The following is a 26,241-nucleotide window of genomic DNA, read 5'->3' as shown; positions in this document are numbered from 1 at the left end:
TGGGGATGAGGTGGCATGGACGGCCCGCCAGCGTCATATCGTTGACGCGGAACCGTCATATGCCGTGTCTAGGCGCGCGGAACTCCGCTATGGTGCGGCCGCCACCAGCCCCAGGGACCTATTGATGCGTTCGATTGCCAAGACGCCCAAGAACGAAGCGGTGCGCGGCGCCGTTCATCGCCACGATCACCTGTCCAAGGACGGGATGCTCGAACGCGCGTTCACCTTTGCCTTTCGCGGCCTGGTCTATGCGCAGATCTGGGAAGATCCGGTTGTCGACATGGAGGCGCTGGCCATCACGCGCGACAGCCATGTGATGACGATCGCGTCCGGCGGCTGCAACATGATGTCGTACCTGACCGCCGATCCGGCCCGGATCACGGTCGTCGACCTGAACCCCGCGCACATCGCGCTGAACAAGATGAAGCTGGTCGCGGCAAAGCACCTGCCCGATCAGGCGGCGTTCCACCGGTTCTTTGCCGATGCCGACCGGGCGGACAATCTGGAGCTGTACCGCACCCATATCGCCCCCAATCTGGATGCGGACAGCCGCGCCTATTGGGAGGGGCGCGACATTCTGGGCCGCAAGCGGATCGGCGGATTTGCCAAGGGCTTTTACCGGCGCGGCCTGCTGGGCAATTTCATCGCCCTCGCCCATTTCCTGGCCAAGCTGTACGGCGTCGACCCGCGCGAGATCCTGGCGGCCAAGGATATGGCGGAACAGCAGCGCATTTTCGACACCCGGTTGAAGACGGTGTTCGACAAGCGGTTCATCCGCTGGCTGGTGGATCAGCCGGCCAGCCTGTTCGGGCTGGGTATCCCGCCCGCGCAATATGAATCGCTGGCCAGCGACGATCCGCAGGGGATGCGCGCGGTGCTGATCGAACGGCTGCGCAAGCTGGCGTGCGATTTCCCGCTGAAGGACAATTATTTCGCGTGGCAGGCGTTCAACCGCGGCTATGACAAGACGCCCGATGCGTCGGTGCCCCCCTATCTTGAGGCCGCGAACTTCGACACGGTGCGCGCGCGTGCCGACCGGGTCGATGTGCGCCACATCAACATGGTGCATTTCCTGGAATCGCAGGGCGCAGGTTCGCTGGACCGGTACATCCTGCTCGATGCGCAGGACTGGATGACCGACGAACAGCTGACCAAGCTGTGGAGCGAGATCACCCGCACGGCAAAGCCGGGGGCGCGCGTGCTGTTCCGCACCGCCGCCGCGCCCAGCCTGTTGCCCGGCCGTATTCCCGATGTGCTGCTCGACCAGTGGGAGTATCGCGCCGAAGACTCGCTGGATTACACCCGCCGTGACCGGTCGGCGATCTATGGCGGCGTTCACCTGTACGTCCTGAAGGCATGAACGACCACAGCCCGGCCGATCATGGCCGCCGCATGGATGCGATCTATGCGGCGCAGCGCCATATCTATGACCTGACGCGCAAATATTATCTGCTGGGCCGCGACCGGATGCTGGACGCGCTGCGCCCCCCGCCCGGCGGCACGGTGCTGGAGGTCGGGTGCGGCACGGCGCGCAACCTGATCCTGGCCGCGCGGCGGTACCCCGACGCGCGCTGCCACGGGTTCGACATTTCGGCCGCGATGCTGGAAACCGCACAGGCCAAGGTCGCCCGGGCAGGATTGTCGGCCCGCATCGCGCTGGCCGAGGGGGATGCCACCCGGTTCGATCCGGCCGCGCTGTTCGCCCTGCCCGGCTTTGACCGCATCTTCATGAGCTATACCCTGTCGATGATCCCCGACTGGCAGGGCGCGATTGCGGAAGGCGCGCGGCGGCTGAACCCCGGCGGGGAATTGCACATCGTGGATTTCGGCCAGCAGGAACGCCTGCCCGCGCCGTTTCGTGCGGCGCTGTTCGCGTGGCTGGACAAGTTTCACGTGACGCCGCGCGCCGACATGAAGGCAGTCGTCGAACGGATCGCTTCGGAACAGGGCATGACCGCCCGGTTCCAGCCGCTGTTCCGCGGCTATGCCTGGTCGGCGGTGCTGACCTCGCCGTGATCGTCCGCCGCCTCGGCGCGGCTGACCTTGCCGCCATGCGGGCGATCAACGCGCTGTTTGCCGAAGCGTTCGGGGACGATGGCGGCGATGCCTATACCGATGCCCCGCCCAGCGACAGCTGGCTGGCCGAGCGGTTGGCGAGCCCCGATTTTATCGCGCTTGCGGCGATTGAGGATGGCCGGACCATCGGTGCCATCGCCGCCTATGTCCTGACGAAGTTCGAGGCGGAACGGCGCGAAATCTATCTCTACGATCTGGCGGTGGCAGAGGACCGGCGGCGGCAGGGCGTCGCCACTGCCTTGATCGAGGTGCTGCGGGAAATCGCCCGGTCAATTGGTGCCTGGGTGGTCTATGTCCAGGCCGATCACCGCGATCCGCCCGCTGTCGCGCTCTACAGCAAGCTCGGCGAGCGCGAGGACGTGTTGCATTTCGACATCGCGCCTTAAAGCAGCAGCCGCTCGACGCTTTCCGGGTCGGCGCCGATCGCGCCGCCATTGTTGCGCCGCTCCAGCTCCAGCTTGGCGGTGTAGCGCACATCCTCGTCCCGGTCGGTCAGGTACCGGGCCAGCACTTCGTTTTCCAGCTCGCGCCAGTCGCGGCCACGATCCGGGCCATAGCGGACGCGCGGCAACAGGCCGGGCAGGTTCGACCATTCGACCAGCTGCGCCACGCTTGCCTCGTTCAGCATGTCGCGCAGGTGAAATGCAGTGACATAGGCGTCGGGAAAGGCGCGGTGCGCGGGCAGGCCGCGTTCATGCACCATGCCGTCCGGCTTTCGCCAGTATCGCAGCATCTGATTGGAAAAGCCGGGGCTTTCCGGCCACAGCCGCATCGCGCATTTCCAGGTGCAGATCCAGTCGGCCGACCGAGTCAGCGCGGGCGTGCAGAACTGTTCCTCGAAACTCGCCCGGTGCGCGGCCAGCGCCAGCCGGCGGGGCCAGGGGTCGAGCACCTGGCGCGCAACATCGTGCCACCAGGGCGCGTCCGCGACCTGTTCGTCCAGGATATGGTGCACCGCCTGAGTCACGGGCGGGATCGAGCGGCCGGGATTGACCAGCATCGACCCGCCGTCTCCCGACAGGTCCCAGCGGCCATCGGCGCCCAGCGCCACATCCTGCCAGCCGATTTCGATCACGGCATGGGTGGGCGGGGCGTTGCCGGTGGTTTCCAGGTCGATGACCCGGACAATCTGTGGCGTGGTACGCATGATCGACAGATGGGCCTTACCGCCCGCGATTGCCAGCAGAAAGCGTGCGCCGGATTCCGACAACCGCGACCGCGACCCCGGCACCCGCCGGGGTCGCGGCACCGGATCAGTGCGCCGCCTGCGGCCCGCGCACAATGCCGCTGGCCGCCAGCTGTTCGTCGATCATCGCCATCAGCCGGTCCAGCCCGGCCTGATCCATCGATTCGGCACGGGCGACCAGCACGTCCTGGGTGTTGGACGCGCGCAGCAGCCACCAGCCATCGGGCGTGTTGACGCGCGCGCCATCGGTATCGTTGACGTTCGCGCCATCCGCCTTCAGCCGGGCGAGCACTTCGTCCACGACCGCGAACTTGCGCGATTCATCCACCTGGAACCGCATTTCCGGCGTGTTGACCATGGCCGGCATTTCGCTGCGCATCTGCGTCACCGACTTGCCGATCTTGCTCACCGCCTCGATCAGCCGGACCGCAGCATATTGCGCATCGTCAAAGCCGTAGAAGCGGTGGGCAAAGAAGATGTGGCCCGACATTTCGCCGGCCAGCGGCGAACCGGTTTCCTTCATCTTGGTCTTCACCAGGCTGTGCCCGGTTTTCCACATCAGCGGCTGGCCGCCCAGTTCGGCGATCCGGTCATACAGGGCCTGGCTGGCCTTCACGTCCGCGATGATCGTCGCGCCGGGCACGTCGGCCAGCACCGCTTCGGCCAGAATGGACAGAAGCTGATCACCCCAGATCACGCGGCCCTGCCCGTCGATCGCGCCGATCCGGTCGCCATCGCCGTCAAAGGCCAGTCCGAAATCGAGCTGCTTTTCCGCGACCAGCGCCTTCAGATCGGCGAGGTTCTTTTCCTCGGTGGGATCGGGATGATGATTGGGGAACGTGCCGTCGATATCGGTGAACAGCGTGAAATGCTCGCCGGGCAGCTTGGCGACCAGCTTTTCGATCACGGTGCCCGCCGCCCCGTTGCCGGCGTCCCAGCCGATGCGGAACCCCTTGCCGTCGAAATCCTCGACCAGCCGGTCGACATAGGCATCCAGGATATCGGCGTCGGTCACTTCGCCCGTGCCATCTTCCCAATCGCCCTCGGCCGCCATCCGGCCCAGCGTCTGGATGTCGGCACCAAAAAACGGCTTGTGCTGAAACACCATCTTGAAGCCATTGTAATCGGCGGGATTATGGCTGCCGGTTATCTGGATGCCGCCATCCACCTCTAGCGTCGCTTCGGCATAATAGAGCATCGGCGTGGGACCGAGGCCAACGCGCACGACATCGACGCCGCTGGCGGTCAGGCCGTCGACCAGCGCGGCCTCCAGCATCGGCGAGGACAGGCGGCCATCGCGGCCCACCGCGACGCGGGTGCCGCCGGCGCGGCGGATCAGCGTGGCGAAACCGCGCCCGATCGCACGGGCATCCGCCTCGCCCAGCGTTTTTCCGACAATGCCGCGAATGTCATATTCGCGAAGGCTGGTCGGGTTGAATTGATAAGTCATTCGGATCTCCCCTGCCGATAGGCGGTGCGGCCGGACCTATTGCCGCGGTGCAACAAACGTTCAAGACCTGATTTGTTTCAGCAACATGTCGCGCGCCGCATTAACCCTTCGGGTCAACTCGGCCGATCCGCCCCGGTCGGGATGGACAGCAGCGATCAGGCGGCGGTGCGCGGCGCGGATCTCCGCCTCGTCCGCCGTCGCTGCCACGCCCAGCACCGCGCGCGCCTCTGCCACGTCATCGTTGATCGCGGCGGGCGGCCGGGGCGGGCGCGGTGGTGGCTTGCGAAACCGGTCCTGCCGCACGACCGGCAAGCGCCACAGCCACCATCCGGCATAGGCGACCGCCAGCGCGATCAGGAATTTCCAGATCATGCCCGTGTGCGCGATCAGGCGACGCGCGGCACGGCGGCGCTGTCCGGCCCCGGATCGGGCAGGGCCAGGCCCGCCATCAATTCGCGCAGTTCCTGACGCGCGGCGACATGGGCGATCCCCATTTCGCCAAAGGCGCGCGAATCGAGCATGGTCAGCCCCTTTGGAAACAGTTCGCGATAGATCACGCGTTCGGACAGGCCGGCGATGACGCGAAAGCCGACGCGTTTGGACAATTGCTCGATCGCCTCGCCCACCCGCTTCATGTTGCGCGCCTCGATATGCTGAACGCGGTTGCGCAGCACGACCCAGTCGATCGTCGCGCCGTCCGCCCGGGCGCGGGTCTTGCGCGTTTCCCAGATCAGTTCGGAATAAAAGCTGGGCCGCGTCACCTTGAACGTGTCCGGGTCCACCTGACCGATCAGGTCGAAATCGACGAAGCTGTCGTTCATCGGCGTGACCAGCGTGTCGGCATTGGTCACCGCGATCCGCGCAAAGCGATCGTCGCGGCCGGGCGTGTCGATCACCAGAAAATCGGCATTGCTGCCCATCGATTCGAGCAGGCCGGTAAAGCGGGCCATCGTTTCGCCGTCATGCGTGTCATAGGCCGGCATCGGCAGGTCCAGCCCGGTGCGGCGGATGGTTTCGCGCCGGTTGTCCAGATACCGGCCCAAGGTGCGCTGGCGATGGTCCAGATCGATACAGCCCACCCGCGCCCCGCGCGCAGCCAGCGCAATCGCCACGTGTACCGCGGTGGTCGATTTGCCCGTCCCGCCCTTTTCATTGGCGAACACGATGACGTGCAAGCCCTTGGTCCCGATAGCCAAGCCCGAATATCCCTTGTTGCGGGGTCGTTAGCACCGGCCTAGATGACCGCCGCGCCCCTCCGGGCAACTCTATCGGAGCCCTGTTCGCCGTGCAAACCATCCGTGACCTTGACAGCCTGAAGGCCGCGATTGCGGATTTTGCCCGCGCGGGCGACCGCGTGGCGCTGGTGCCGACCATGGGCGCGCTTCACGCCGGGCATATGGCGCTGGTCCGGGCGGCGCGGGAACAGGCACAGGCCAACCGCGTCATCGTGTCGATTTTCGTCAATCCGATGCAGTTCGGCCCGAACGAGGATCTGGACGCCTATCCCCGGCGGGAGGCGACGGACCTGCGGATGCTGGCCGATGGCGGCGTGGACATCGCCTGGCTGCCCGATGTGCCGACCATGTATCCCGACGGCTTTGCCACGACGATCCGCGTCGGCGGAATTACCGAACGGCTGGACGGGGCGCACCGGCCCGGCCATTTCGACGGCGTGGCGACCGTGGTGACCAAGCTGTTCAATCAGGTGCAGCCGCACATCGCCCTGTTCGGGGAAAAGGATTTTCAGCAGCTGGCGGTGATCCGGCGGCTGGTCGCGGACCTCAATCTGCCGGTTCAGATCATGGGCATCCCGACGCAGCGCGACGATGACGGCCTGGCCCTGTCATCGCGCAACCTGTACCTGACCCCGGAGGAACGGTCGGCGGCCCTTGCCCTGCCCCGCGCGCTTGGCGTGGCGCAGCGGCAGATCGAGGCGGGGGCGGACGTTGCGGCCACATTGGCGGCGGCGCGCGATCAGATGGAACGTGCCGGTTTCGTCATCGATTATGTCACGCTGGTCGATGCGGCCAGCCTGGACGCGCCGGGCGATGGCGACCGCCGCCTGCTGGCCGCCGCACGGATCGGATCGACGCGGCTGATCGACAATGTCGCGGTCGCCCCGCGTACCTGATCGACCGGTTATCGAACAGGGTTAACGCCGTTAACCATTTGTTGAAATTCTGCGGTCAGAACTGCCCCCGCTACCAAAGCAACAGCCTTTAAAGGGGGGCGACATGGGCAACAGCGTTAAGAGTGCGCGGTTCCTGATGGAAAGCCGGATGCATGATGCCATGCGCGGCGATACGGATGCGTGCTTCGAACTGGGCATGGTCTATTCCAGCGGATCGGGCGGCCTTTCGATCGACCTGATCGAGGCACATAAATGGTTCAACCTCGCCGCACGCCATGGCGACATCCGTGCGCAGCAGTGCCGGGCCGAAATCGCCGAGGACATGACCGCCCGTGAAATCGCGGAGGCCCAGCGCCAGGCCCGCGCCATCCTTCACCTGAACAGCGCCCGCGCCGCATAAGGCAACGGGCACCCGTTGGTGCCCGCGCCCTTTTGCCTGAATTGCGGATGCCCCGACCCCTGCCCTTGCCGCCGAAGACTGGCGCGCGGGCGCGCGGGGCGACGGTGCATCAGTGCACGGCCACCGCATCCTCCTCGATCGCATGGGTCGGTGCATGGCGCGCCGCCAGCGCGTACCACAGCACGAACAGATAGCAGCCAAGCGGCACGATAAAGGCCAGCGAGCGCGCGCCCTCCGGAAATGCCGGGATCAGCAGGTCGATCACTGCGCCGTACAGGATCGAGATAAACCCGCCGCCACAGATCGCCATGCACATCAGGCCCGACGTTGCCGACGCACGCGCCGTCGACCGTTCCAGCGTCAGCGTGAAGATCGTCGGGAACATGATCGAGTTGAACAGGCCCAGGAAAATGGCGGCAGCTGCGGGAATGACCCCCAGCGTCAGCGGCAGCTGCGTACCGCCCGGCAGCGCAATCGTTCCGCCGAGCGGCGTTGCCGGCACGGCATAGGTCCCGATCACGATCAGGCACAACAGGCTGGCCCCCGTCGCAACGATTGCCAGCATCCGGGTCGGCGAGATGAAGCGCAGCAGCACGCTGCCGCCGAACCGCCCGACCATCGCCAGCAGCATGAAGATCGGCGCGATATATCCGGCCACCAGCGCGGATACGTTCAGCACATGGGGCTGTTCCAGAAAGAAGATCATGCCCGAAATGACGCACACTTCCGCGCCGACATAGAGGAAGATCGCCAGCGCACCGAGATTGGCCCAGCGCGATCCGAGCGCGGAAAACGGCGATTCGACCTTTTGCGACAGGGCCGGCGCATTGGCCGCGATCGTCCGGCGGGACAGATAGACCAGCAGCGTGAACAGGACGAGCGCACCGGCGATCATCAGATAGACGTGCGTGACGAAGCTGAGCCCGTCGGCTTTCAGCGCCGGGGTCAGCACGACGTCCTTTTCGAACAATTCGCCCTTCAGCAGATAGGCCGCGCCAAAGGTGCCGCCGACATAGGCGCCCAGCGAGTTGAACGCCTGGCTCAGGTTCAGGCGAAAGGCCGCGCCCTTGGGATCGCCCATCGACGCGATCAGCGGGTTTGCCGCGACCTGCAGCAGCGTGATGCCCGACGCCGCAACGAACAGGCCGAGCAGGACGGTGGCAAAGCTTTGCGACACGCTGGTCGACCATGCGATCAGACAGCCGGCGATCACGCCGATCAGGCCGAGGATGATGGAATTAGCATAGCCGCGACGCGACAGGAACCAGGCGGCGGGAATGGACACCACGCCATAGGCGATGAAAAAGGCGAACTGGTTCAGCTGGCTCTCGAAATCCGTGAGCGTGTAAATCACCTTCATGCTCTTCACGAGCGGGTCGATCAGATTGGTGACGAACGCCCAGATAAAGAACAGCGCCGTGACGCAAACCAGCGCGAGCGCGACATTGCCGCGCCGCGAACCCTTTGCCTCATTCCCACCAACTGCCATGCAACCTCCCCTTCCCATCGCCGATCGACCCATCGACCGCGTGGTGCGTTGAACGGCGGTTTAGTAGGAGTATTGTGCGCGACAGGTCAATCACGATGCAGCCGGATCGGCAGACCCGCCACAAAAGCCAGCCGCAAAAAGGCATTTGGTGCCCTCGAGAGGACTTGAACCTCCGACCTGCGGTTTAGGAAACCGTCGCTCTATCCGGCTGAGCTACGAGGGCACTTGCGCGGCTGGTAAGCCAGCGCGGCGTGCCGGTCAATTCAGCTGTTCGGGCGGCACGACCGGGACGAGAAGCGGCATCACAGGCACGCCGTCCTCCATCAGTTCGCGCGCCGTTTCGGGATCGGTGCGGCCGTGGATCGCGGCCTCCGTCTCGTCACCGGCGTGCATCGCCCGCGCGCGCCGGGCAAAATCGTCGCCCACCCATTCGCTGCTGGCCAGTGCCTTGGCCTGTGCCTGGGCAAGGGCGGCCATCGCCTCGCGCACCGCGGGCGGCAGCGTGGGTGCCGCCGACGCCATCGGCACGGGCCGCTGACGCGGCGTGGGAACGGTATCCTGCCGCTGATTGCCCTTGGCCGCGACATTGGGGGCCATCACCGCCTTTTCCACCTGCGTCGCGCCGCAGAGCGGACATTCGACCAATCCGGCCGCCCGCTGTTCTTCCCATGCGGCAGAGGATGCGAACCAGCCTTCAAAGACATGGCCGCTGCCGCAGCGCAGGTCGAACACGATCATCCGGCCCGCTCCACGGCCGGAATCGCGCGGCGATGGCGGATGGCGGGCACGCGCGAGCGGATGTCGGCGACGCGCGCCGGATCAATCTCGGCAAAGCCGATCCCCGGCGCCTCGCCCATGTCGAGCAGTACCTCGCCCCACGGGTCGATGACCAGCGAATGGCCATAGGTCGCCCGGCCGTCCTGATGCAGGCCGGTCTGCGCCGCCGCGACGACATGAACCCCCGCCTCGATCGCACGGGCGCGCAACAGGACGTGCCAGTGCGCCTGCCCCGTCGGCCGGGTGAACGCGGCCGGCACCGACAGGATGTCCGCCCCCGCATCGGTCAGCGACCGGAACAGGTCGGGAAAGCGCATGTCGTAACAGATCGCCGGGCCAAGCGTGCCGACCGGCGTATCCACCACCACCGCCGCCTCGCCCGGGCGATAGGTCGCCGATTCCCGCCACCGTTCGCCGGTCGCCAGATCGACGTCGAACAGATGCAGCTTGTCATACCGCGCGCGGATGGCGCCGGTGTCGTCGATGACGAAGGCCCGGTTGGCATAGCGGCCATCGGCCGCCAGCACCGCCAGGCTGCCGATATGGACCCAGATGCCCTGTGCCGCCGCGGCCGAACGGACGGCGGACAGCACGGGGTCCAGATCCTCTTCGGTCACGTGCTGCGCCGCCCGCTCCCGGTTCGAATCCAGCAGTCCCGACATTTCCGGCGTGAACAGCATCGCCGCCCCGCCCGCCTTCGCCTGTGCCACGGCATCGACCATAACGGCGGCGTTGGCGGCGGGATCGATCCCGCTCGTCATCTGGAGCAGCGCGATTTTCATGCCGAAAGCAGCGCGTCCAGCCGCCCTTCCCGTTCCAGCGCGGCCAGATCGTCCGATCCGCCGATATGCGCATCGTCGATGAAGATCTGCGGCACCGTGGTTCGCCCGTTCGCGCGGTCCAGCATCTCCGTCCGGCGGGGGCCGCCCATGGTGATGTCATATTCCTCGAACGCAGCGCCCTTTTCCTCGAGCAGCCGCTTGGCCCGGATGCAATAGGGGCACCACGCCTTGGTATAGATTTCGACTTTTGCCATGGGGTTTAGCTGTGATCTGCGCCGCGCCTTGTCAATGCGTGTCGTCCGCAGGGTCGCCGGTCACGCGGGCAAAGGTCAGCACGGTGACGCGCGCCGCCCCCGCCCGGCGCAGCACGGCGGCACAGGCGCCGACGGTCGCGCCGCTGGTATGCACATCGTCGATCAGTACGACATGGCGCCCCGCCATCCGCGCCTGTCCCCCGGGGCAAAGGGCAAAGGCGCCGCGCACCGCCCGCCGCCGGTCCCGCCCGCTGATCCCGCGCAGCACGGGCGTTCGCCGCACCCGGCGAAGCAGCATCGGATCGTGCGGCACGCCCCGCATGGCCGACAGGTCGGCTGCGATCAGCGCCGCCTGATTGAACCCCCGCGACCATAGCCGCCAGCGGTGCAGGGGCACCGGCACCAGCAGGTCGGCGTCATCGGCCAGATGCCGGGCCATCATCCGCGCCATGGTTTCGGCCAACGACATCCGCCCGCCATATTTCAGCTTCAGCGCCAGCCGCCGGGCAACCGGGCCATAGGCAACGGCCGCGCGCAGCCCGTCATGCGGCGGCGGATGGGCCAGGCACGGGGCACACTGCGCCTGATCGCCGCGCTCCACATCGAATGGCTGCGCACACAGCGCACAGGCGGGCGGCCCCAGAAAGCGCAGCCCGCCCCAGCAATCGGGGCACAGGCGATGGTCGGCGTCCACCACGTCCCCGCAACCGGGGCAGCGCGGCGGCAGGGCCAGCGCGACCGCGCCCGCGGCCAGCCGCCCGATCCATCCCGCCTGCCCGATCCCCAGCCCCATGCCCCCTTGTCGCGCGGGGCCGCACCCGGCACAAGCCGCCGGCATGAGCGTCCCCGAAATCTTTGACCGCAACGCCCGCCGCCTGCGCCGCAACCGGATCGCCGGGGCGCAGGAGGACGATTTCCTGCGCGCGATGATGATCGACGGCCTGGCCGACCGGCTGGATGCCGTGACCCGCAGCTTTTCCGATGCGCTGGAAATCGGGTGCGGTCGCCCGCTCTTTCCCTTTCCCCCCGGCATGGCCGTGACGCGGATCGATCCCGGCGACCGGCTGGCGGCAGAGGCCGGCGGCATTGCGATGGAGGAGGACCGGCTGTCGCTTGGCGAGGGGCGGTTCGACCTGATCGTTTCGGCGGGACTGATCGATCAGGTCAGCGACCTGCCCGGCGCGCTGACGCTGATCCGCCGCGCGCTGCGCCCCGACGGCCTGTTCCTGGCCGCATTTGCCGGTGCAGGGTCCCTGTCGACGCTGAAGGCCGCATTGCTGCAGGCAGAGGCGGATCGCCCGGCCGCGCGCGTCCATCCGCAGATCGACGTACGGTCGGCGGGCGACCTGTTGATGCGCGCGGGCTTTGCCCTGCCGGTTGCGGATGTCGAGCCGCTGACTGTCCGCTATGGCTCGATCGCGGGTCTGTTCCGCGATTTGCGGGCGATGGCGGCGACCAATCTGATGGTCGGGCGCACGCCACTGTCACGCGCAGTGCTGGGCCGGGCGGCGTCCGCCTTTTCCGACATGGCCGATCCCGATGGCAGGACCGCCGAACGGTTCGATATCGTGTACCTGACCGGATGGGCGCCCGATGAAAGCCAACCCAAGCCCGCGCGGCGCGGATCGGCCACGGCATCGCTGCTGGATGCGCTGAAGCCGCCGCGCGGCTGATTTTCAGCCGGTAACGGCCAGCGCGGCCAAGAGGAACGCGATTAGGATCGCCAGGAACTGGACGGTCGGCCACGGGACCACGCTGACCCGGTCGGGATCGTCCCGGTTCACCCGGCGATGTTCAGCCACGCCGCCGATCACCGCCACCATCGTCATTGCCGCAACGCCGCCCCAAATCGCTTGCATCGTTCCTGCCCAGCACCCATTCAAACGCCAATGAAACGCTATCTGGTGAAGGAGAGTCGAATGCGCCAGTCCCTGACCCTTGCCCTTGTCGCGGGCCTTGTCGGCATCGGCGGCACCGCCGCTGCACTGATGCCCGCCGATCATCACAAGGAAACGCCGTCGGACGCGCTGAAATCGGCGGTGGCCGCGCCCAGCCGCACCCCGGCCAACACGGCGCGCGACACCTATCGCCATCCTGCCCAGACGCTGGCCTTTTTCGGCGTGAAGCCGACCGATACTGTGGTCGAACTCTATCCGGGCGGCGGCTGGTACACCGAAATCCTGGCGCCCTATCTGGCGGCGAAGGGATCATTGCACGTCGCCGCCCCCAGCCCGCGCGGCCTGAATGGCGTCAATGCGCTGATCGCGGCGAAGCCCGATGTCTATGGCAAGGTGAAGACCGCGAATTTCCCCGTGAAGCCGGGTGAGACGGGCATCCCCGACGGGGTGGCCGATGTCGTGCTGACGTTCCGCAACATCCACAACTGGCGATTTGGCGGCGCGGATGCGGCGCAGGCCAATTTCGATGCGGCCTTCAAAATGCTGAAGCCGGGCGGCGTTCTGGGCGTGGTCGAGCATCGCCTGCCGGAATCGCGCGACGCGGTGGCCGAGGAAAAGTCCGGCTATATGAAGGAAAGTTCGGTCATCGCCTTTGCCGAAAAGGCGGGGTTCAAGCTGGCCGGCAAGTCGGAAGTGAATGCCAACCCCAAGGACACGGCCGACTGGCCCGACGGCGTCTGGACGCTGCCGCCCACCTATGCGCTGAAGGACAAGGACCGCGAAAAATATGCGGCGATCGGCGAAAGCGACCGCATGACGCTGAAGTTCGTGAAGCCGAAATAAGGCTGCGCGAAATGTCCGCCGCCCGATCGGTTCGGGCGGCGGGCCATCCAATTACGGCAATTACTTGCCCAGTTTTTCGACCTTGTCGTGCAGCTTGGCCAGCTCGGCGCGAAGGGCGGCGATCTCGTCATCCTTGGCATCGGTTTCGGCCGCAGCGGGTGCCGCCGGGGCGACGCCAATGCCGGGGGCACCCGGCCCGCCCGGCGTCTTGAACGCGCTGGCGGCGGCTTCGAACATCGCCATGTTGCGCTTGGCGATTTCGGCAAAGGGGGTGTTGGCAAACGCGCCCTCCACCGCCGACTTGAACTGTTCCTGGTTGCGGCGGAAACTTTCCATCGACGCTTCCAGATAGCCGGGCACCATCGCCTGCATGGAATCGCCATACAGCGCGATAAGCTGGCGCAGAAAGCTGACCGGCAGCATCGTCTGGCCGCGCTGTTCCTCTTCCATGATGATCTGCGTCAGCACGTTGTGCGTGATGTCGTCTTCGCTCTTGGCGTCGATCACCTTGAAGTCACGGCCCTCGCGCGTCATCGCTGCCAGGTGTTCCAGCGTGATGTAGCTCGACGTCTCGGTATTATAGAGACGACGATTCGCATATTTCTTGATGATGACGGGACCAGTGCCTGCAGAAGCTTTCTTCATGGGATCCTCGCGCGATGAATGACAGGGCTGTAGCATCATTCATTACCGCACCGCAACACGGCCCCAGGCCGCTGCCGCTGTTTCTGTCCATGCTGCACCAGAATGGTGCAGCATCGCCCGAACGCATCGCTAGTGCATTGGCAGGGCTAAGGGCGTATCAGGATGCGCCGCGCCATGACGCGGGCAACACGGTGCCCGCTTATGCAGCGGCGGGCCGCGCGCGGATGCTGGATTTTGGCGGCGCAGCAGACGGGCCCCCGGTTGTCCTCGTCCCGTCCCTGATCAACCCGCACAGCATCCTGGACATGGGGCAGCGCAGTTCGCTTGCACGTTATCTGGCGGCGGCGGGGCATCGCACGTTCCTGATCGACTGGGGCCATCCGACCGGGGCGGATCGGGACCAGTCGCTGGGCGATCATGTGACCGCCCTGTTGCTGCCGATGCTGGCGCAGCTGGACCGGCCGCCGGTTCTGGTCGGTTATTGCCTGGGCGGGACGCTGGCCCTTGCCGCAGCGATGCTGCACCCCGTGGCCGGGGTTGCGCTGATTGCGGCACCATGGCGGTTCGACGGCTATGGCGAGCGGGCGCGCGCCGATATCGCCAGCGGATGGCGCGATTCCCGCGTGGCCTGCGACGCACTGGGCCTGGTGCCGATGGAGGTACTGCAGGCCGGTTTCTGGCGGATCGATCCCGAACGGACGATCGACAAATATGTGCGGTTCGGCACCCTGTCCCCCGACAGCGACGCCGCGCGCCAGTTCGTGTTGCTGGAAGACTGGGCCAATGCCGGTGCGCCGCTGACCCTGGCGGCGGGGCGCGAGCTGTTCGACGACCTGATTTCGGCGGACGCATCCGGGCGCGGGGCATGGTCGGTCGGCGGCCGGACGGTGATGCCCGGCGCCCTTTCCTGTCCGATGGTCGAGTTCGTTTCGACGAGCGACCGGATCGTCCCGGCCGCGAGCGCCATCGGGCTGGGGGATCAGCGGCGGCTGACCGCAGGCCATGTCGGCATGGTGGTGGGCAGCCGTGCCGCAGAACAGCTCTGGGCGCCGCTGAGTGACTGGTTAAGCGGGCTTACGGACGCTAGATAGGCCCGCGTTCACATCCGCCGGACCCAACCGGCCATGCCCAGCAGGAGCGATCATTCATGACCGATATCGTCATCACCGCCGCCAAGCGCACCCCCGTCGGCAGCTTTCTGGGCGCATTTGCCGCCGTGCCCGCCCATGAACTGGGCCGCACCGCGATCGAGGCCGCGCTGGCGCAGGCGGGCATCACCGGTGCCGATGTGTCCGAAGTAATCCTGGGCCAGGTGCTGACCGCGGCGCAGGGTCAGAACCCGGCGCGTCAGGCGTCGATGGCCGCCGGCGTGCCAAAGGAAATTCCGGCATGGGGCGTCAACCAGGTCTGCGGATCGGGTCTGCGCGCTGTCGCGCTGGCCGCGCAGGCAGTGGCGACGGGCGATGCCCGCATCGTCGTGGCCGGGGGTCAGGAAAGCATGTCGCTGTCCGCCCATGCGGCCAATCTGCGCCCCGGCACCAAGATGGGCGATCTCGGCCTGGTCGATACCATGATCAAGGACGGCCTGACCGACGTGTTCAACGGCTATCACATGGGCATCACCGCAGAAAATCTGGCTGAGCAGTATCAGATCGGCCGGGGCGAACAGGACGCCTTTGCCGTCGCGTCGCAGAACAAGGCAGAGGCGGCGCGCGCCTCTGGCCGATTTGCCGACGAGATCGCGCCCGTCACGGTCAAGGGACGCAAGGGCGACACTATTGTCGATCAGGACGAATATATCCGCGCCGGTGCAACGATTGACGGCGTTTCGGGCCTGCGCCCGGCGTTCAAGAAGGACGGCACAGTAACTGCCGCCAACGCATCCGGCCTGAATGACGGGGCCGCCGCGCTGGTCGTGATGAGCCGGGAGGAAGCGGAACGTCGCGGATCCCCGATCCTTGCCCGCATCGCCAGCTGGGCATCGGCGGGCGTCGACCCCTCGATCATGGGCATCGGCCCTGTGCCCGCAAGCCGCCGCGCGCTGGAAAAGGCCGGCTGGTCCATCGGCGATCTTGACCTGATCGAAGCAAACGAAGCCTTCGCCGCCCAGGCGCTGGCGGTGGGCCGCGAGCTTGGCTGGGATGCCGAAAAGGTGAACGTTAATGGCGGCGCGATCGCCATCGGCCACCCCATCGGCGCGTCGGGCGCTCGGGTTCTGACGACCCTGATTTACGAGATGCAGAAGCGCGACGCGAAAAAGGGCCTGGCCACGCTGTGCATCGGCGGCGGCATGGGAATCGCCCTGTGTGTGGAGCGGTGATCACACGTTTGTAGCGCATCCGTCACGATAAGGTCATTAATACTGACCTATCCTGTGTGCGTGAGCGCGCGCAACATTCTTAAAGTGGTTATAGGCAAGGGCCGTGCGAATATTTCGCGCGGCCCTTGCTGCGTTGCAGTAGTGTGACATGGCCGCCACAGGGTGTCGGCGAAACGATCACTAGGTTTTTGCCGAGCCTTGCCAGAACATGAACAATGCAATTTTCTGCCTCTAGCCCGCGCACCCCCGCGCGGCACTCATTCTGGGGCACATCGATGAGACTCTCTCGCTTTCTGACGGCGACCGCGCTTGCCAGCGCCGCCTTCACCATCCCACAGGTTGCCTGGGCACAGGAGACGACCGAGCCCGAAACCCAGCAGGGCGATCAAGCCGATGAAACGGATGAAGATGGCGCTGATGACCGCATCATCGTCACCGGATCGCGCATTTCCCGTCCGGAATTCACCGGCATCCTTCCGGGCGTTCAGGTAACGGGCGAACAGATCCAGGCTCGCGGTTTCACCAACGTGCTGGAAGCGATCAACGACATTCCGCTGGTCGGCCCCGGAGCCAGCCCGTTGAACGGCAACAATGGCGGCCAGGCGGCCAGCCTTGGCGCCGGCTTCATCGACCTTCTTGACCTCGGCACGCAGCGTACGCTGACCCTGGTGAATGGACGCCGCTACGTCTCCGGCAACGCCGCTTCGCTGTTCGTCGACGCGAACGCGACGGGCAGCCAGGTCGATGTCAACAGCATTCCCAGTTCGCTGGTGGAACGCGTCGACGTCGTCACGGTTGGCGGCGCCGCTGCCTACGGTTCGGATGCTATTGCCGGCGTCGTCAACTTCATCCTGAAGGACGATTATGAGGGTGCGGAATTCCGGGCGCTGGCCGGCATTTCGGAACGCGGCGATGCCGGTCAGTATCAGCTGAACGGCCTGGTCGGCAAAAACTTCCTCGACGGCGATCTGAACGTCACGGTTTCGGCGGAATACACCCGCAGCGACGGCCTGCAGGCCGATGCGCGGGATTTCCGGCTCCGTCGTGCCGGCACGATCGCGAACTACCTCAATGGTGCTACGCGCAACAGTGCATTCGCTCCCGCCATCATCGATGTCGTTGGTTCCAATAACGGCGCCTTTCTGCGGAACTCCGACGACGGGCAGCCGGGTAACGCATTCGGCGAAGGCTTCATCAACCAGTCCCTGAGCTTTGCCGGGACAATTCTGAATACGCTTGGCACGCCGGCTACACCCTATGTGCCGAACGCCAGCCGTTTCATCACGCTTCAGAACGGCATTGGCGCAACCGGGCTCAGCTTCTTCAATACCGGCGCGCAGCTCGTCAACGGCCTGCCCGGCGTGCCGCTAACGTTGGGGACGCTGAACGGCAACGGCCTGAATGGCCGCACGACGCCCATTGCCAATCTGCCGATCACCACTTTCGCGCCGACCGCACTCCCCGCCGGTGTGACCGCAGCGCAGGTGTTTGCCCAGTTCAACGTCACGCCACCCGCAGGCGCAACGGCCGGTCAGCTGAACACGCTGGCCATCAACGTGCTGCAGGCCAATCGCCCGACGGCGCGCGAGTTTTTCGCGGCCAACCCGACGGTTCCCGTCAACGCCTTTATCGGAACATTCATTCCCGGCGTTCCGCGGGTTGCAAACACCGACACCCGGCTGGTCACCGTCGCCGGGGTTCAGGTTCCGCTCAATCAGGTTCTGCCGTTTGTCGCGGTACCGCTTGAGTTCAACGATGACGGCAGCATCAGGAACTACACCGCCGCCACGCTGAACCCGACCACGCAGGGCACGTTCGGACAGGCTCCGGGGTCCAATGGCGGTTTCGTGCGCGCAATCGAGAACACGGTCCTTCGCACGCAGCAGGACCGGTTCATCGGCAACTTCATCGCATCGTGGAAGATCGCGCCGGACATCACGCTGTTCACCGAAAACCTGTATTCGAAGGTGATCAACGTTTCGCTGAGGAACGCGCCGAGCCAGAACTTTCTGGCGACGGGTGCTGAAAACGCAGCGCTGGTTCTCAACGTCAACAACCCCTATCTGGACGCAGCCGACCGGGCGGCGCTTAACGCGGTTGGCATCAACGCCACCACGCGCGGCGGCAGCTTTGTCCTGACCCGTCAGAACCAGGACATTTTCGGCGACAACCCGTTCCGAAACGAAGCAGAGACCTATCGCTTGCTGGTCGGTGCGCGCAGCAACTTCCGTCTGTTCGGACAGGACTGGAACGCCGAAGTGTCGGCGACCTATGGCCGTGCTGACCAGGTCACCAAGACGACCAACATCAACGACATCGAGTATCAGCTGGCGCTGGATGCGGTCGACGAAGGCGTCGCTCGGACGGGTGTCGCGAACGGCAATATCGTCTGCCGAGCGCAGGTGTTTCCTGGCCAGTATCTCGGGTTCACCCCGACTGGCACTGTTGCCAACCTGACCAAGCAGCCGGGCAGCGATGGGCTTCCCACCGAAGTCGTGATCACGCCGACCATCACTCAGGCGATGATCGATGGCTGCCGGCCGCTCAACCCGTTCGGCTACAATCAGATGTCGGAAGCGTCAAAGGCTTATGTTCGTCAGGACGTTGAGTTCTTCAACACATCGAAGCAGACCTTTGTCCAAGGGACTGTCAGCGGCGGTCTGTTCGATCTGCCCGCCGGGACGCTGGAAGTCGCCATCTCGGGTGAATACCGCAAGGACGAGCTGGCGTTCACCTCAAGCGCGCTGAATCAGCTTGGTCGCAGCCGTACTGCGCCATCGGCGACAACGAATGGCTATATCGAGGCGTCGGAAGTCGGTGCGGAAGCCCGCATTCCGGTGATCGGGGAGGACTTCCTGTCGTTCCTCGGCACGCTGACGCTGGAGCCTGCCGTTCGGTTCTCCAAGCAGAACGGCGCAGCTGAATCGTACCGCAATCTGGCCGGCAACGTCGTCAACCCGCGGTCCTCGGGCGACTGGCAGACCATCTATACCCTGGGTGGCACCTGGGCACCGATCCGCGACATCACCATCCGCGGAAACTACACCCAGTCGATCCGTCAGCCGGGCGTCGTCGAACTGTTCCTGGGTGGCCAGCCGGCCTTTGCTGCGCCAACCGACCCGTGCGGTCCGACGCAGATCAACGCCGGTACAACGGCCGCACAGAAGCGGGCAAACTGCCGCACGGCCGTCATCAACGCGGGCCTGGCAAATGACGCGACCACGGCCGATGCATTCCTGGCCACGTTCGTTCCCAACGCAGCCGCGCTTCCCGGCAGCTTCTCGGGCGCAACAACCCTGCAGCCGGAGCGAGGCTCCAGCTGGACGGTCGGTGCCGTTGCTCAGCCCCGCTTCATCCCGGGTCTGACCCTCGGCGCAGACTATATCAGCCTCGATCTGGACAACGTGATCCAGCCGACGACGTTGGCTCAGGCGCTGCAGTTCTGTTACGACAGCCCGACGTTCCCGGATACGGGGCCGCAGACCGGATCGAACACCTGTACGTTCTTCAACCGTAACAATGCGGACTTCCAGGTCGCACCGGGCTTCTCGTCCGGCTACATCAACCTGGCCGCGACTGAAGTGCGTGCGGTCAACATTAACGGCCGGTACGTCTTTGATCTGCCGTCTAACATCGGTCGCATCGATCTGCAGAGCAATGTGTTCCACTATATCCGGTACACCAGCTCGGCCGCAGGCAACTTCGCGGATGCAGTCGAGTCGGCGGGCACGTTCAACCGTCCGAAGTGGCGGGCGCGTTCGAGCATCCGTTACTCGACGGAGGGCGGTTTCTTCGGTCAGGTCACTTGGAACTGGCAGGCAGCGACCAACCTGTTCGTTTCGGGTCAGCCCGGCACGATTGAAGACTTCCCGAACGTCCGGTTGTCACCGACCAACCTGATTGACCTGACGCTGGGGGCAGACGTGAACGAGAACTTCCGCCTGCAGTTCAACATCAACAATGTCACCGACCAGAATTACGCTGGTGAGACGGGTCTGTTTGCTGGAGCATTCATCGACCAAATCGGCCGTCGTTTCCAGGCGAGCGCGCGCGTTCGCTTCTGATCCGACGGGCCATTGGCCAAACAGATGGGGCCGCTTCCTTCGGGAAGCGGCCCTTTTTTTGTGTCGCGGGGGTGGCCCGAAGGGGCTGGGGTCAGAACCCTTCGGGCAGGTCGATCGGGCCGACCGCCTCGCGGTAGCAGCGGATCGCGTAGCGGTCGGTCATGCCGCTGATGAAGTCGGCGATGTGGCGGCTGCGCCCGGGATCCTCGGCGGGCATCCCGCTGCGCCAACCCTCCGGCAGCAGCATCGGGTCTCTCGCATAGGCATCGAACAGGCCGCGCACCACGACCAGCGCCGCATCCGCCGCCGCAAGCTGGCGCGGATGGTGATAGAGATTGGCGTACATGAACCGTTTCAGGTCGCGTTCCGCGACCTGCATTTCGGGGGAAAAGCCCGCAAGGCACTGACCGGCGGCGCGCACGTCGTCGACGCTTTCCACGCCCGATGCCGCAATCCGCCGCTGCGTTTCGGCGATGAAATCATTGACCATCAGGCCGATCTGACTGCGGGTCAGCTCGCTGACCAGCCGGTCGGCCGGGCTATCGGGGAACCGGGCGCGCACCGCATCCCATAGCTGTGCCACCATCGGTACGGCGAGCAGTTGATCCAGCGTCAACAGCCCCGCCCGGATGCCATCATCAATGTCGTGATTGTCATAGGCGATGTCGTCCGCCACCGCCGCGACCTGTGCCTCCAGCGAGGGCCATTCATTCAGCATCAGCGGAAAATCAGCATCCGCCTGACGCAACGCCCATCCGGGATGGCGGACCGGCCCGTTATGCTTGGCCAGCCCCTCCAGCGTATCCCAGGACAGATTGAGCCCGCGCCAGCCCGGATAGGGGCTGTCCAATAGCATCAGCGCGCGCAGCGTGTGCCCGTTATGGTCGAACCCGCCAGCATGGGCGAGCGCGTCCTTCAGCGCGCGTTCCCCGGCATGGCCAAAGGGCGGATGACCGATATCGTGCGCCAGGCACAATGCCTCGGTCAGATCCTCGTTCAGCGACAGGGCGCGTGCGATGGTCCGGCCGATTTGCGCAACCTCAAGACTGTGGGTCAGCCGGACGCGGAAATGATCGCCATCGGGGGCCATGAAAACCTGCGTCTTGTGGCGCAGGCGGCGAAAGCTGATCGAATGGATGATCCGGTCGCGGTCCCGCTGAAACGCATCGCGCGGGCCGCGTTCGGCATCGCCCGGTTCCCGGTGGAGCCGCCCGCGCGTCCGCAGCGGATCGGCGGCCCATCGCGCGCGACGAATGACGCTGTCCGTGCCGGTCACTCCACCGCCAGTGTTTCGATCTCCTGTCCCGCCGGGCTGGTCCATTGAAAGCCGTCCAAGTCCTTTTTCCTGATCGCGGTCAGAAACGCGTTCGCCTGCGCATTGCTGGCAAACGGCCCGACCAGCAAGCGGTTCGTGCGACCGGCATCGGTATAGCCGCCCTTCTTGCCCCGGAATGCCTCGGGCGCGGTGCGGCTGAGCTGACGCCAGGTATAGGGCAGCTTTGTCGGATTGGCCCCCACCCCGACCTGAACCCAGATGCGCGACGGGTGCAGCTTCTTGGGATCCGGCTTGGCCGGAACAGGCTTTGGCTTGGGCTTGGCCTTTTCGGCGGTGGCTGTTTCGGTCGCCCTGGCCGCGGGCTTTGCAGCCGATGCCGTTGGTTTGGCCGCCGGTGTGTCCAAGACCATCGGCTTGGCAACGCGTTCGGGCAGTACCACAGGCTCCGGCGTCGGATCGGCATCGCCGGCCAGACGCGCGACAATCTCGGCCAGTTCGGCGCGCGCTGCTGCCCGCTCCGCTGCCAGGTCAACCAGCGGCTTGGCGGGCGCAGGCGCTGCTGCGGCAACCGGGCTGGCGGTGGCCATGACGGACGCGGGTTGGCGGACGGCCGGAACGGATGGCTGACCAGCATCGGCAGCCGGGCCGGGGGTCAGCGGCTTTGCCGTTGCCAGCGTTACCGGCGCGGACCGGGCCGCTGGCGTGACTGAACCGGGCGTAGCGGCAGGCGGAGGTACCGGCCGGGTAACGGCTGCGGCCTGCCGCGGTCCGGGCAGCGGCTGAACAATCGCCTGTGCCGTATCGGCGGCGCGCGGGCGATCGGGCAGGTTGAGTGCGGCCAGGCGGACTGCACCCCCTTGCGGGCTTGCTGTGCTCAGATCGGGGGCAAGCGCCAGATCGACCCGGCGATCGGCATTGGCGGACAGGGTGCCGAAATGCACCGCATAGGCCCGATCCGCCACGGGCAGTCGCGCCAGCCGGTCGAAAAACGGGGCAAGCGATGGACCAAATCCCGGCAGGCTGCCCGCCGCAATCGTCTTGGCCTGCGCCGGATCGCCGTTCATCGCCAGAACACAGGCCCATGCCCGCCACGCCGACCGGTCGTTGCGCCGCAGCAGCGGGTCGATCAGCCGCGTCGCTTCGGCCAGATTGCCGCTGATGCCCAGCGACAGGGCCAGTCGGCGCACCGCCTCATCCGCATCGCCGCGGTTCAGGATCAGGCGATAGTCGCGCTGCGCAAGGTCCGGCCGGCCCAGCAGGTCGAATGCCAGGCCCCGGTCCAGCGCCATCGGTTCGATCGCCATCCCCCGCTGCTCAGCCTCACGGAACAGCCAGATCGCCTCACCCGGTCGTTCCATCGAAACCAGTGCAGCGGCACGGCCGGCGAGCGCACGGGGGTTGCGCGGCGATATCTGTTCCGCGCGCGCGAAAAAACCCATGGCGGCGACAGGGTCGCTCAACCGGACGCTGGTTTCGCCAGCGATCAGCAGCGCCTCAAGATTGCGGGGATTGCCCGCCAGAATGCGGACCTGTTCCATCAACCGATCGGCCAGCGGAGTGGCGGCAGGCGCGACTGTGGGCTGCACAGCGGTGCCGGTGCTGGTCGATTGCACCGCCTCCCCGGCCGACTGGGCCGATGCCGGGCCAGCCGCCGCCAGCGCAAGCGAACAGGCGGTCAGTGGCAGGAAGGTCGAACGGAAATGGCGGATCATGATCGTCAGACTGTGGCAGGCCGTGGATGATCGGGCAATGAACTGACGATCGATCGAAATGCTGGGGGGCCGGATGGGTAACCCGGCCCCCGATGCGTTGATTACTGGTTGTTCTGACGATGCAGGAAACGCGGGATGTCGAGGCCGCTGTCCTTCGGCTCCTCATCCTCGTTGCGGGTCAGCGAGCGGCCGGCATTGGCCATCCGTTCGAACAGCGTGCCGCCCGAACGCGGCGCTTCCGGTTCCGGGGTCTCTTCCGCGCCGGGGGTCAGCCAGCGGCGGCGGCCGGACATCGGCAGCGGTTCGGGATTGGCGACCTGCGCTGCTTCGTCCAGCACCAGTTCGTCGCCGCCGGACGAGGTCGGGGCATTGCCCAGACCATCATCGGCAAACACGCGCGGCGCGGGCGGTTCCAGCGTGATCGGCGCTTCCTCGCGCCCATCGTCGGCCAGCGTGGCGAGCGATTCCGCATCCGCAGCCGGTTCGGCCGGGGCTTCCTCGCTCAGGCTTTCGCCCAGCGTCGGGGTGCGGCGCGGCGCGGAAAAGCTGAAGCTGCGCGACACGTCCGCGGCGGCGGGCGCGGGGGCGGCCACGGCATTGCCGTCCTCGATCCCGGTGGCGACCACGGACACGCGGATCTTGCCTTCCAGCTCGGGGTTGAACGACGAACCCCAGATGATGTTCGCGTCTTCGTCGACCAGTTCGCGGATGTGGTGCGCGGCCTCGTCCACTTCGAGCAGGCGCATGTCGTCGCCGCCGCTGATCGACACGATCACGCCCTTGGCACCGTTCAGCGACACGCCGTCCAGCAGCGGGTTGGCAATCGCCATCCGCGCCGCCTCGATCGCGCGGCCATCGCCCGCGGCCTCGCCCGTGCCCATCATCGCCTTGCCCGCTTCCTGCATGACAGAGCGGACGTCGGCGAAGTCGAGGTTGATCAGGCCGGGCATGACCATCAGGTCGGTAATGCCCCGGACGCCCTGCTGCAGCACCTCGTCAGCCAGTTCGAACGCCTGTTTGAAGGTCGTGTTGGCATCCGCGATTAGGAACAGGTTCTGGTTCGGGATCACGATCAGCGTGTCGACGACCTTTTGCAGCTCCTCGATCCCCGCCTCGGCGGAGCGGGCGCGCTTCTTGCCTTCAAAGGCGAAGGGCTTGGTCACGACGCCGACGGTCAGGATGCCCATGTCCCGCGCAGCCTTTGCCACGACGGGGGCAGCGCCCGTGCCGGTGCCGCCGCCCATGCCGGCGGCGATGAAGCACATATGGCTGCCCTCAAGCGCCTTGCGCACCGTGTCGATCGTCTCTTCGGCGGCGGCGCGGCCGATTTCGGGGCGCGAACCGGCACCCAGACCCTGAGTGATCTTTGCGCCCAGCTGGATGCGCTGCGCCGCGCTCGACTGCTTCAGCGCCTGAGCATCGGTGTTCGCGACCAGGAACTCCACGCCCTGCACATCGGCCAGGATCATGTTGGCGATGGCATTGCCACCAGCGCCACCCACCCCGATCACCGAAATGCGGGGGGTCAGTTCGTCGCCATCCGGCGGCAGGAATTCGATGCTCATTGTCCTCGTCTCCACGGACCCGGCCTGTGCCGGCCCCCTTTGCTTGCCCCTAGGTTTGCACCAACTGGACCGCCGATCCTAGCCCCCGACAGTCTGTTCAGTAGCATTTCTTTAATAATTCGTCCGAAAAGCCCAGATCATTTTGCGGAACAGGTCGCTCAAACCCGGCCGGACGACGATCTGGCCGCTCGCCTCGATCGCGCGCAGATCGACGGGATCGCTGGCCGCGAACATGGCAAGCCCGGCCAGCGTCGCAAAGGCCGGCGTTGCATGGGCATCGGGCAATGCGGTCAATCCGCGCGGGCGGCCGACCCGGACCGGGCAGCCCAGCGCCTGTTGCGCGTAATCGGCAATCCCCTTCAGCTCGGCCCCGCCGCCGGTCAGCACGACCTGACGCCCCATGCCGTCGCTGAATTCCAGCCGCGCCAGCTCGCGCTTGATCTCTGCGATCAGGCGGTCAAGCCGGGTGCGGATCACCGCGATCAGCTGTGCCCGGCTGATCCGGGTCACATCGGCGGGATCGTCATCGGCCAGCGGCGGCACCTCCAGCATCTCGTGATTGTCGCGGGGGGTGACATTGGCCGACCCCTTCACGCATTTCAGCCGCTCGGCATGGACGCGGGCCGTGCCAAAGGTGGAGGCGACATCGTCGGTGATGTCCCCGCCGCCCATCGGAATGGTGGCGATGCCGGTGACGACGCCGCCCGAATAGACCGACACATTGGTCAGCCCCGCCCCGATTTCGACCAGCGCCACGCCCAGCTCGCGCTCCTCCGGTGTCAGGCAGGCAAGGCCGGTGGCGACCGGCGCGGCAACGATCGAGCGGACATTGAGGTGCGCCGATCCGACGCACAGGTGCAGGTTGCGCACCGGCGATCCTTCGGTCGACACCAGATGGATTTCAACGCCCAGCCGGTCGGCATGCAGCCCGCGCGGATCATTGACGCCGCTGAGCCCGTCGACCGTGTAGCGCATCGGATGCGCGTGCAGGATCATCCGCTGCCCCGGATCGATGCCGTTGCGCGCGGTGCGCAGCAGAGATTCGATATCCCCCTGCTCGACCCGCCGCCCGTCGAGCAGCGCCTCGCGCCGGAAGATGTTGCTGTCCATGTCGCCGGCGGAAAAGCTGACCCACACATCCTCGATGCTGACGCCCGCAATCTGTTCGGCCTGTTCCACCGCCTGTCGCACGGCGGTTTCGGCGGCGCGCATGTCGGCGACATAGCCGCGCTTCACGCCCTTGCTTTCCCGCTGTCCGGTGCCCAGCACCAGCAGTTCGCCGCCATCCAGTGGCTGCGCGATCATCGCCGTCACCTTGGACGAACCGATGTCGAGCGCGGTGATCAACCCTTCCGGTGCCGTCTTTGCCATGA

The 26,241-nt window shown here is 66.0% G+C and carries 25 protein-coding genes and 1 tRNA gene; 10 read left to right on the top strand and 16 right to left on the bottom strand.

Translation table 11 applies throughout. The features are described from left to right. Nucleotides 1-124: 124 nt before the first annotated feature. The 3 genes from NYR55_RS13300 to NYR55_RS13290 are packed head-to-tail and all read left to right on the top strand — an operon-like array spanning nt 125 to nt 2,462. Complete coding sequence (locus NYR55_RS13300; RefSeq protein WP_260022001.1) at nt 125-1,360, top strand: DUF3419 family protein; 1,236 nt, start codon at nt 125-127, stop codon at nt 1,358-1,360. Then, nucleotides 1,357-2,016 (top strand): class I SAM-dependent methyltransferase, encoded by a 660-nt coding sequence (locus tag NYR55_RS13295; protein WP_260022000.1) that lies wholly within the window; start codon nt 1,357-1,359, stop codon nt 2,014-2,016. The genes NYR55_RS13300 and NYR55_RS13295 overlap by 4 nt, the downstream gene beginning before the upstream one ends. Then, on the top strand, nt 2,013-2,462 hold the full coding sequence (locus NYR55_RS13290; protein WP_260021999.1) for an AAC(3)-I family aminoglycoside N-acetyltransferase: 450 nt from the start codon (nt 2,013-2,015) through the stop codon (nt 2,460-2,462). The genes NYR55_RS13295 and NYR55_RS13290 overlap by 4 nt, the downstream gene beginning before the upstream one ends. Here the strand turns inward: NYR55_RS13290 and NYR55_RS13285 are convergent. The 4 genes from NYR55_RS13285 to NYR55_RS13270 form a co-directional block, all read right to left on the bottom strand. Next, complete coding sequence (locus tag NYR55_RS13285) at nt 2,459-3,223, bottom strand: exonuclease domain-containing protein (protein ID WP_260021998.1); 765 nt, start codon at nt 3,221-3,223, stop codon at nt 2,459-2,461. The genes NYR55_RS13290 and NYR55_RS13285 overlap by 4 nt on opposite strands. Nucleotides 3,224-3,329: 106 nt before the next feature. Then, the gene (locus tag NYR55_RS13280) at nt 3,330-4,712 is read right to left on the bottom strand and encodes a phosphomannomutase/phosphoglucomutase (RefSeq protein WP_260021997.1); all 1,383 of its coding nucleotides are present in this window, start codon (nt 4,710-4,712) and stop codon (nt 3,330-3,332) included. A gap of 60 nt (nt 4,713-4,772) precedes the next feature. Further along, nucleotides 4,773-5,084 carry a DnaJ domain-containing protein gene (locus NYR55_RS13275; protein ID WP_260021996.1) on the bottom strand — a complete coding sequence of 104 codons (312 nt, stop codon included), beginning with the start codon at nt 5,082-5,084 and terminating at the stop codon, nt 4,773-4,775. A 14-nt stretch (nt 5,085-5,098) separates the two neighbouring features. Beyond that, a complete protein-coding gene (locus tag NYR55_RS13270) occupies nt 5,099-5,908 on the bottom strand; it encodes a division plane positioning ATPase MipZ (protein ID WP_260021995.1) in 810 nt (269 codons plus the stop codon). A gap of 89 nt (nt 5,909-5,997) precedes the next feature. Here NYR55_RS13270 and panC point away from each other — a divergent pair, with 89 nt between their 5' ends. Then, a complete protein-coding gene (gene panC / locus NYR55_RS13265; protein ID WP_260021994.1) occupies nt 5,998-6,843 on the top strand; it encodes a pantoate--beta-alanine ligase in 846 nt (281 codons plus the stop codon). A 103-nt stretch (nt 6,844-6,946) separates the two neighbouring features. Continuing rightward, the gene (locus NYR55_RS13260) at nt 6,947-7,243 is read left to right on the top strand and encodes an SEL1-like repeat protein (RefSeq protein WP_260021993.1); all 297 of its coding nucleotides are present in this window, start codon (nt 6,947-6,949) and stop codon (nt 7,241-7,243) included. Nucleotides 7,244-7,352: 109 nt separating this feature from the next. Here NYR55_RS13260 and NYR55_RS13255 read toward each other — a convergent pair whose 3' ends face one another. The 6 genes from NYR55_RS13255 to NYR55_RS13230 form a co-directional block, all read right to left on the bottom strand. Next, a complete protein-coding gene (locus tag NYR55_RS13255; protein WP_260021992.1) occupies nt 7,353-8,732 on the bottom strand; it encodes a sugar MFS transporter in 1,380 nt (459 codons plus the stop codon). Nucleotides 8,733-8,878: 146 nt separating this feature from the next. Continuing rightward, nucleotides 8,879-8,955 (bottom strand) — tRNA-Arg (locus NYR55_RS13250). A gap of 35 nt (nt 8,956-8,990) precedes the next feature. After that, on the bottom strand, nt 8,991-9,470 hold the full coding sequence (locus tag NYR55_RS13245) for a DUF1178 family protein (RefSeq protein ID WP_260021990.1): 480 nt from the start codon (nt 9,468-9,470) through the stop codon (nt 8,991-8,993). After that, entirely contained in the window at nt 9,467-10,291 is an 825-nt protein-coding gene (locus NYR55_RS13240; RefSeq protein ID WP_260021989.1) for a carbon-nitrogen hydrolase family protein, read from the bottom strand. Before NYR55_RS13240 ends, NYR55_RS13245 begins: the two co-directional genes overlap by 4 nt. Further along, nucleotides 10,288-10,545 carry a glutaredoxin 3 gene (grxC, locus tag NYR55_RS13235; RefSeq protein ID WP_260021988.1) on the bottom strand — a complete coding sequence of 86 codons (258 nt, stop codon included), beginning with the start codon at nt 10,543-10,545 and terminating at the stop codon, nt 10,288-10,290. Before grxC ends, NYR55_RS13240 begins: the two co-directional genes overlap by 4 nt. A gap of 31 nt (nt 10,546-10,576) precedes the next feature. Then, the gene (locus NYR55_RS13230; RefSeq protein WP_260021987.1) at nt 10,577-11,338 is read right to left on the bottom strand and encodes a ComF family protein; all 762 of its coding nucleotides are present in this window, start codon (nt 11,336-11,338) and stop codon (nt 10,577-10,579) included. A 43-nt stretch (nt 11,339-11,381) separates the two neighbouring features. On the opposite strand from NYR55_RS13230, the gene NYR55_RS13225 reads away from it, so the two are divergent. Continuing rightward, nucleotides 11,382-12,218 (top strand): methyltransferase domain-containing protein, encoded by an 837-nt coding sequence (locus tag NYR55_RS13225; protein ID WP_260021986.1) that lies wholly within the window; start codon nt 11,382-11,384, stop codon nt 12,216-12,218. A 3-nt stretch (nt 12,219-12,221) separates the two neighbouring features. On the opposite strand, the gene NYR55_RS13220 is transcribed toward NYR55_RS13225, so the two are convergent. After that, nucleotides 12,222-12,404, bottom strand: coding sequence for a hypothetical protein (locus NYR55_RS13220; RefSeq protein WP_260021984.1), 183 nt, complete (start codon nt 12,402-12,404; stop codon nt 12,222-12,224). A gap of 129 nt (nt 12,405-12,533) precedes the next feature. On the opposite strand from NYR55_RS13220, the gene NYR55_RS13215 reads away from it, so the two are divergent. Continuing rightward, nucleotides 12,534-13,286, top strand: coding sequence for a methyltransferase type 11 (locus NYR55_RS13215; protein WP_260022389.1), 753 nt, complete (start codon nt 12,534-12,536; stop codon nt 13,284-13,286). 60 nt (nt 13,287-13,346) lie between these two features. Here the strand turns inward: NYR55_RS13215 and phaR are convergent, their stop codons facing one another. Next, nucleotides 13,347-13,931, bottom strand: coding sequence for a polyhydroxyalkanoate synthesis repressor PhaR (gene phaR, locus NYR55_RS13210; RefSeq protein ID WP_260021983.1), 585 nt, complete (start codon nt 13,929-13,931; stop codon nt 13,347-13,349). A gap of 137 nt (nt 13,932-14,068) precedes the next feature. Between phaR and NYR55_RS13205 the strand changes: the two genes are divergently transcribed. From NYR55_RS13205 to NYR55_RS13195, 3 genes are all read left to right on the top strand, one after another. After that, nucleotides 14,069-15,022: an alpha/beta fold hydrolase gene (locus tag NYR55_RS13205; protein WP_347709674.1), complete on the top strand. Its 954-nt coding sequence runs from the start codon at nt 14,069-14,071 to the stop codon at nt 15,020-15,022. 56 nt (nt 15,023-15,078) lie between these two features. Next, nucleotides 15,079-16,251 carry an acetyl-CoA C-acetyltransferase gene (locus NYR55_RS13200; RefSeq protein WP_260021981.1) on the top strand — a complete coding sequence of 391 codons (1,173 nt, stop codon included), beginning with the start codon at nt 15,079-15,081 and terminating at the stop codon, nt 16,249-16,251. Between the two features lie 275 nt (nt 16,252-16,526). Next, entirely contained in the window at nt 16,527-20,315 is a 3,789-nt protein-coding gene (locus NYR55_RS13195) for a TonB-dependent receptor (protein ID WP_260021980.1), read from the top strand. Nucleotides 20,316-20,406: 91 nt separating this feature from the next. Here the strand turns inward: NYR55_RS13195 and NYR55_RS13190 are convergent, their stop codons facing one another. The 4 genes from NYR55_RS13190 to ftsA all read right to left on the bottom strand — a co-directional run bounded on the left by NYR55_RS13190 (nt 20,407) and on the right by ftsA (nt 26,239). Next, nucleotides 20,407-21,591 carry a deoxyguanosinetriphosphate triphosphohydrolase gene (locus NYR55_RS13190; RefSeq protein ID WP_260021979.1) on the bottom strand — a complete coding sequence of 395 codons (1,185 nt, stop codon included), beginning with the start codon at nt 21,589-21,591 and terminating at the stop codon, nt 20,407-20,409. Beyond that, on the bottom strand, nt 21,588-23,303 hold the full coding sequence (locus NYR55_RS13185) for an SPOR domain-containing protein (protein WP_260021978.1): 1,716 nt from the start codon (nt 23,301-23,303) through the stop codon (nt 21,588-21,590). Before NYR55_RS13185 ends, NYR55_RS13190 begins: the two co-directional genes overlap by 4 nt. Nucleotides 23,304-23,404: 101 nt before the next feature. Beyond that, nucleotides 23,405-24,868 (bottom strand): cell division protein FtsZ, encoded by a 1,464-nt coding sequence (gene ftsZ, locus NYR55_RS13180; RefSeq protein WP_260021977.1) that lies wholly within the window; start codon nt 24,866-24,868, stop codon nt 23,405-23,407. A 111-nt stretch (nt 24,869-24,979) separates the two neighbouring features. Then, nucleotides 24,980-26,239 carry a cell division protein FtsA gene (ftsA, locus tag NYR55_RS13175; protein WP_260021975.1) on the bottom strand — a complete coding sequence of 420 codons (1,260 nt, stop codon included), beginning with the start codon at nt 26,237-26,239 and terminating at the stop codon, nt 24,980-24,982. Nucleotides 26,240-26,241: the final 2 nt, after the last annotated feature.

The sequence above is a fragment of the Sphingomonas sp. BGYR3 genome, assembly GCF_025153455.1.
In the GTDB taxonomy this organism is placed as follows: Bacteria; Pseudomonadota; Alphaproteobacteria; order Sphingomonadales; family Sphingomonadaceae; genus Sphingomonas.
Note: the sequence above shows the minus strand (reverse complement) of the source record. Positions and strands in the feature narration are given on the sequence as shown.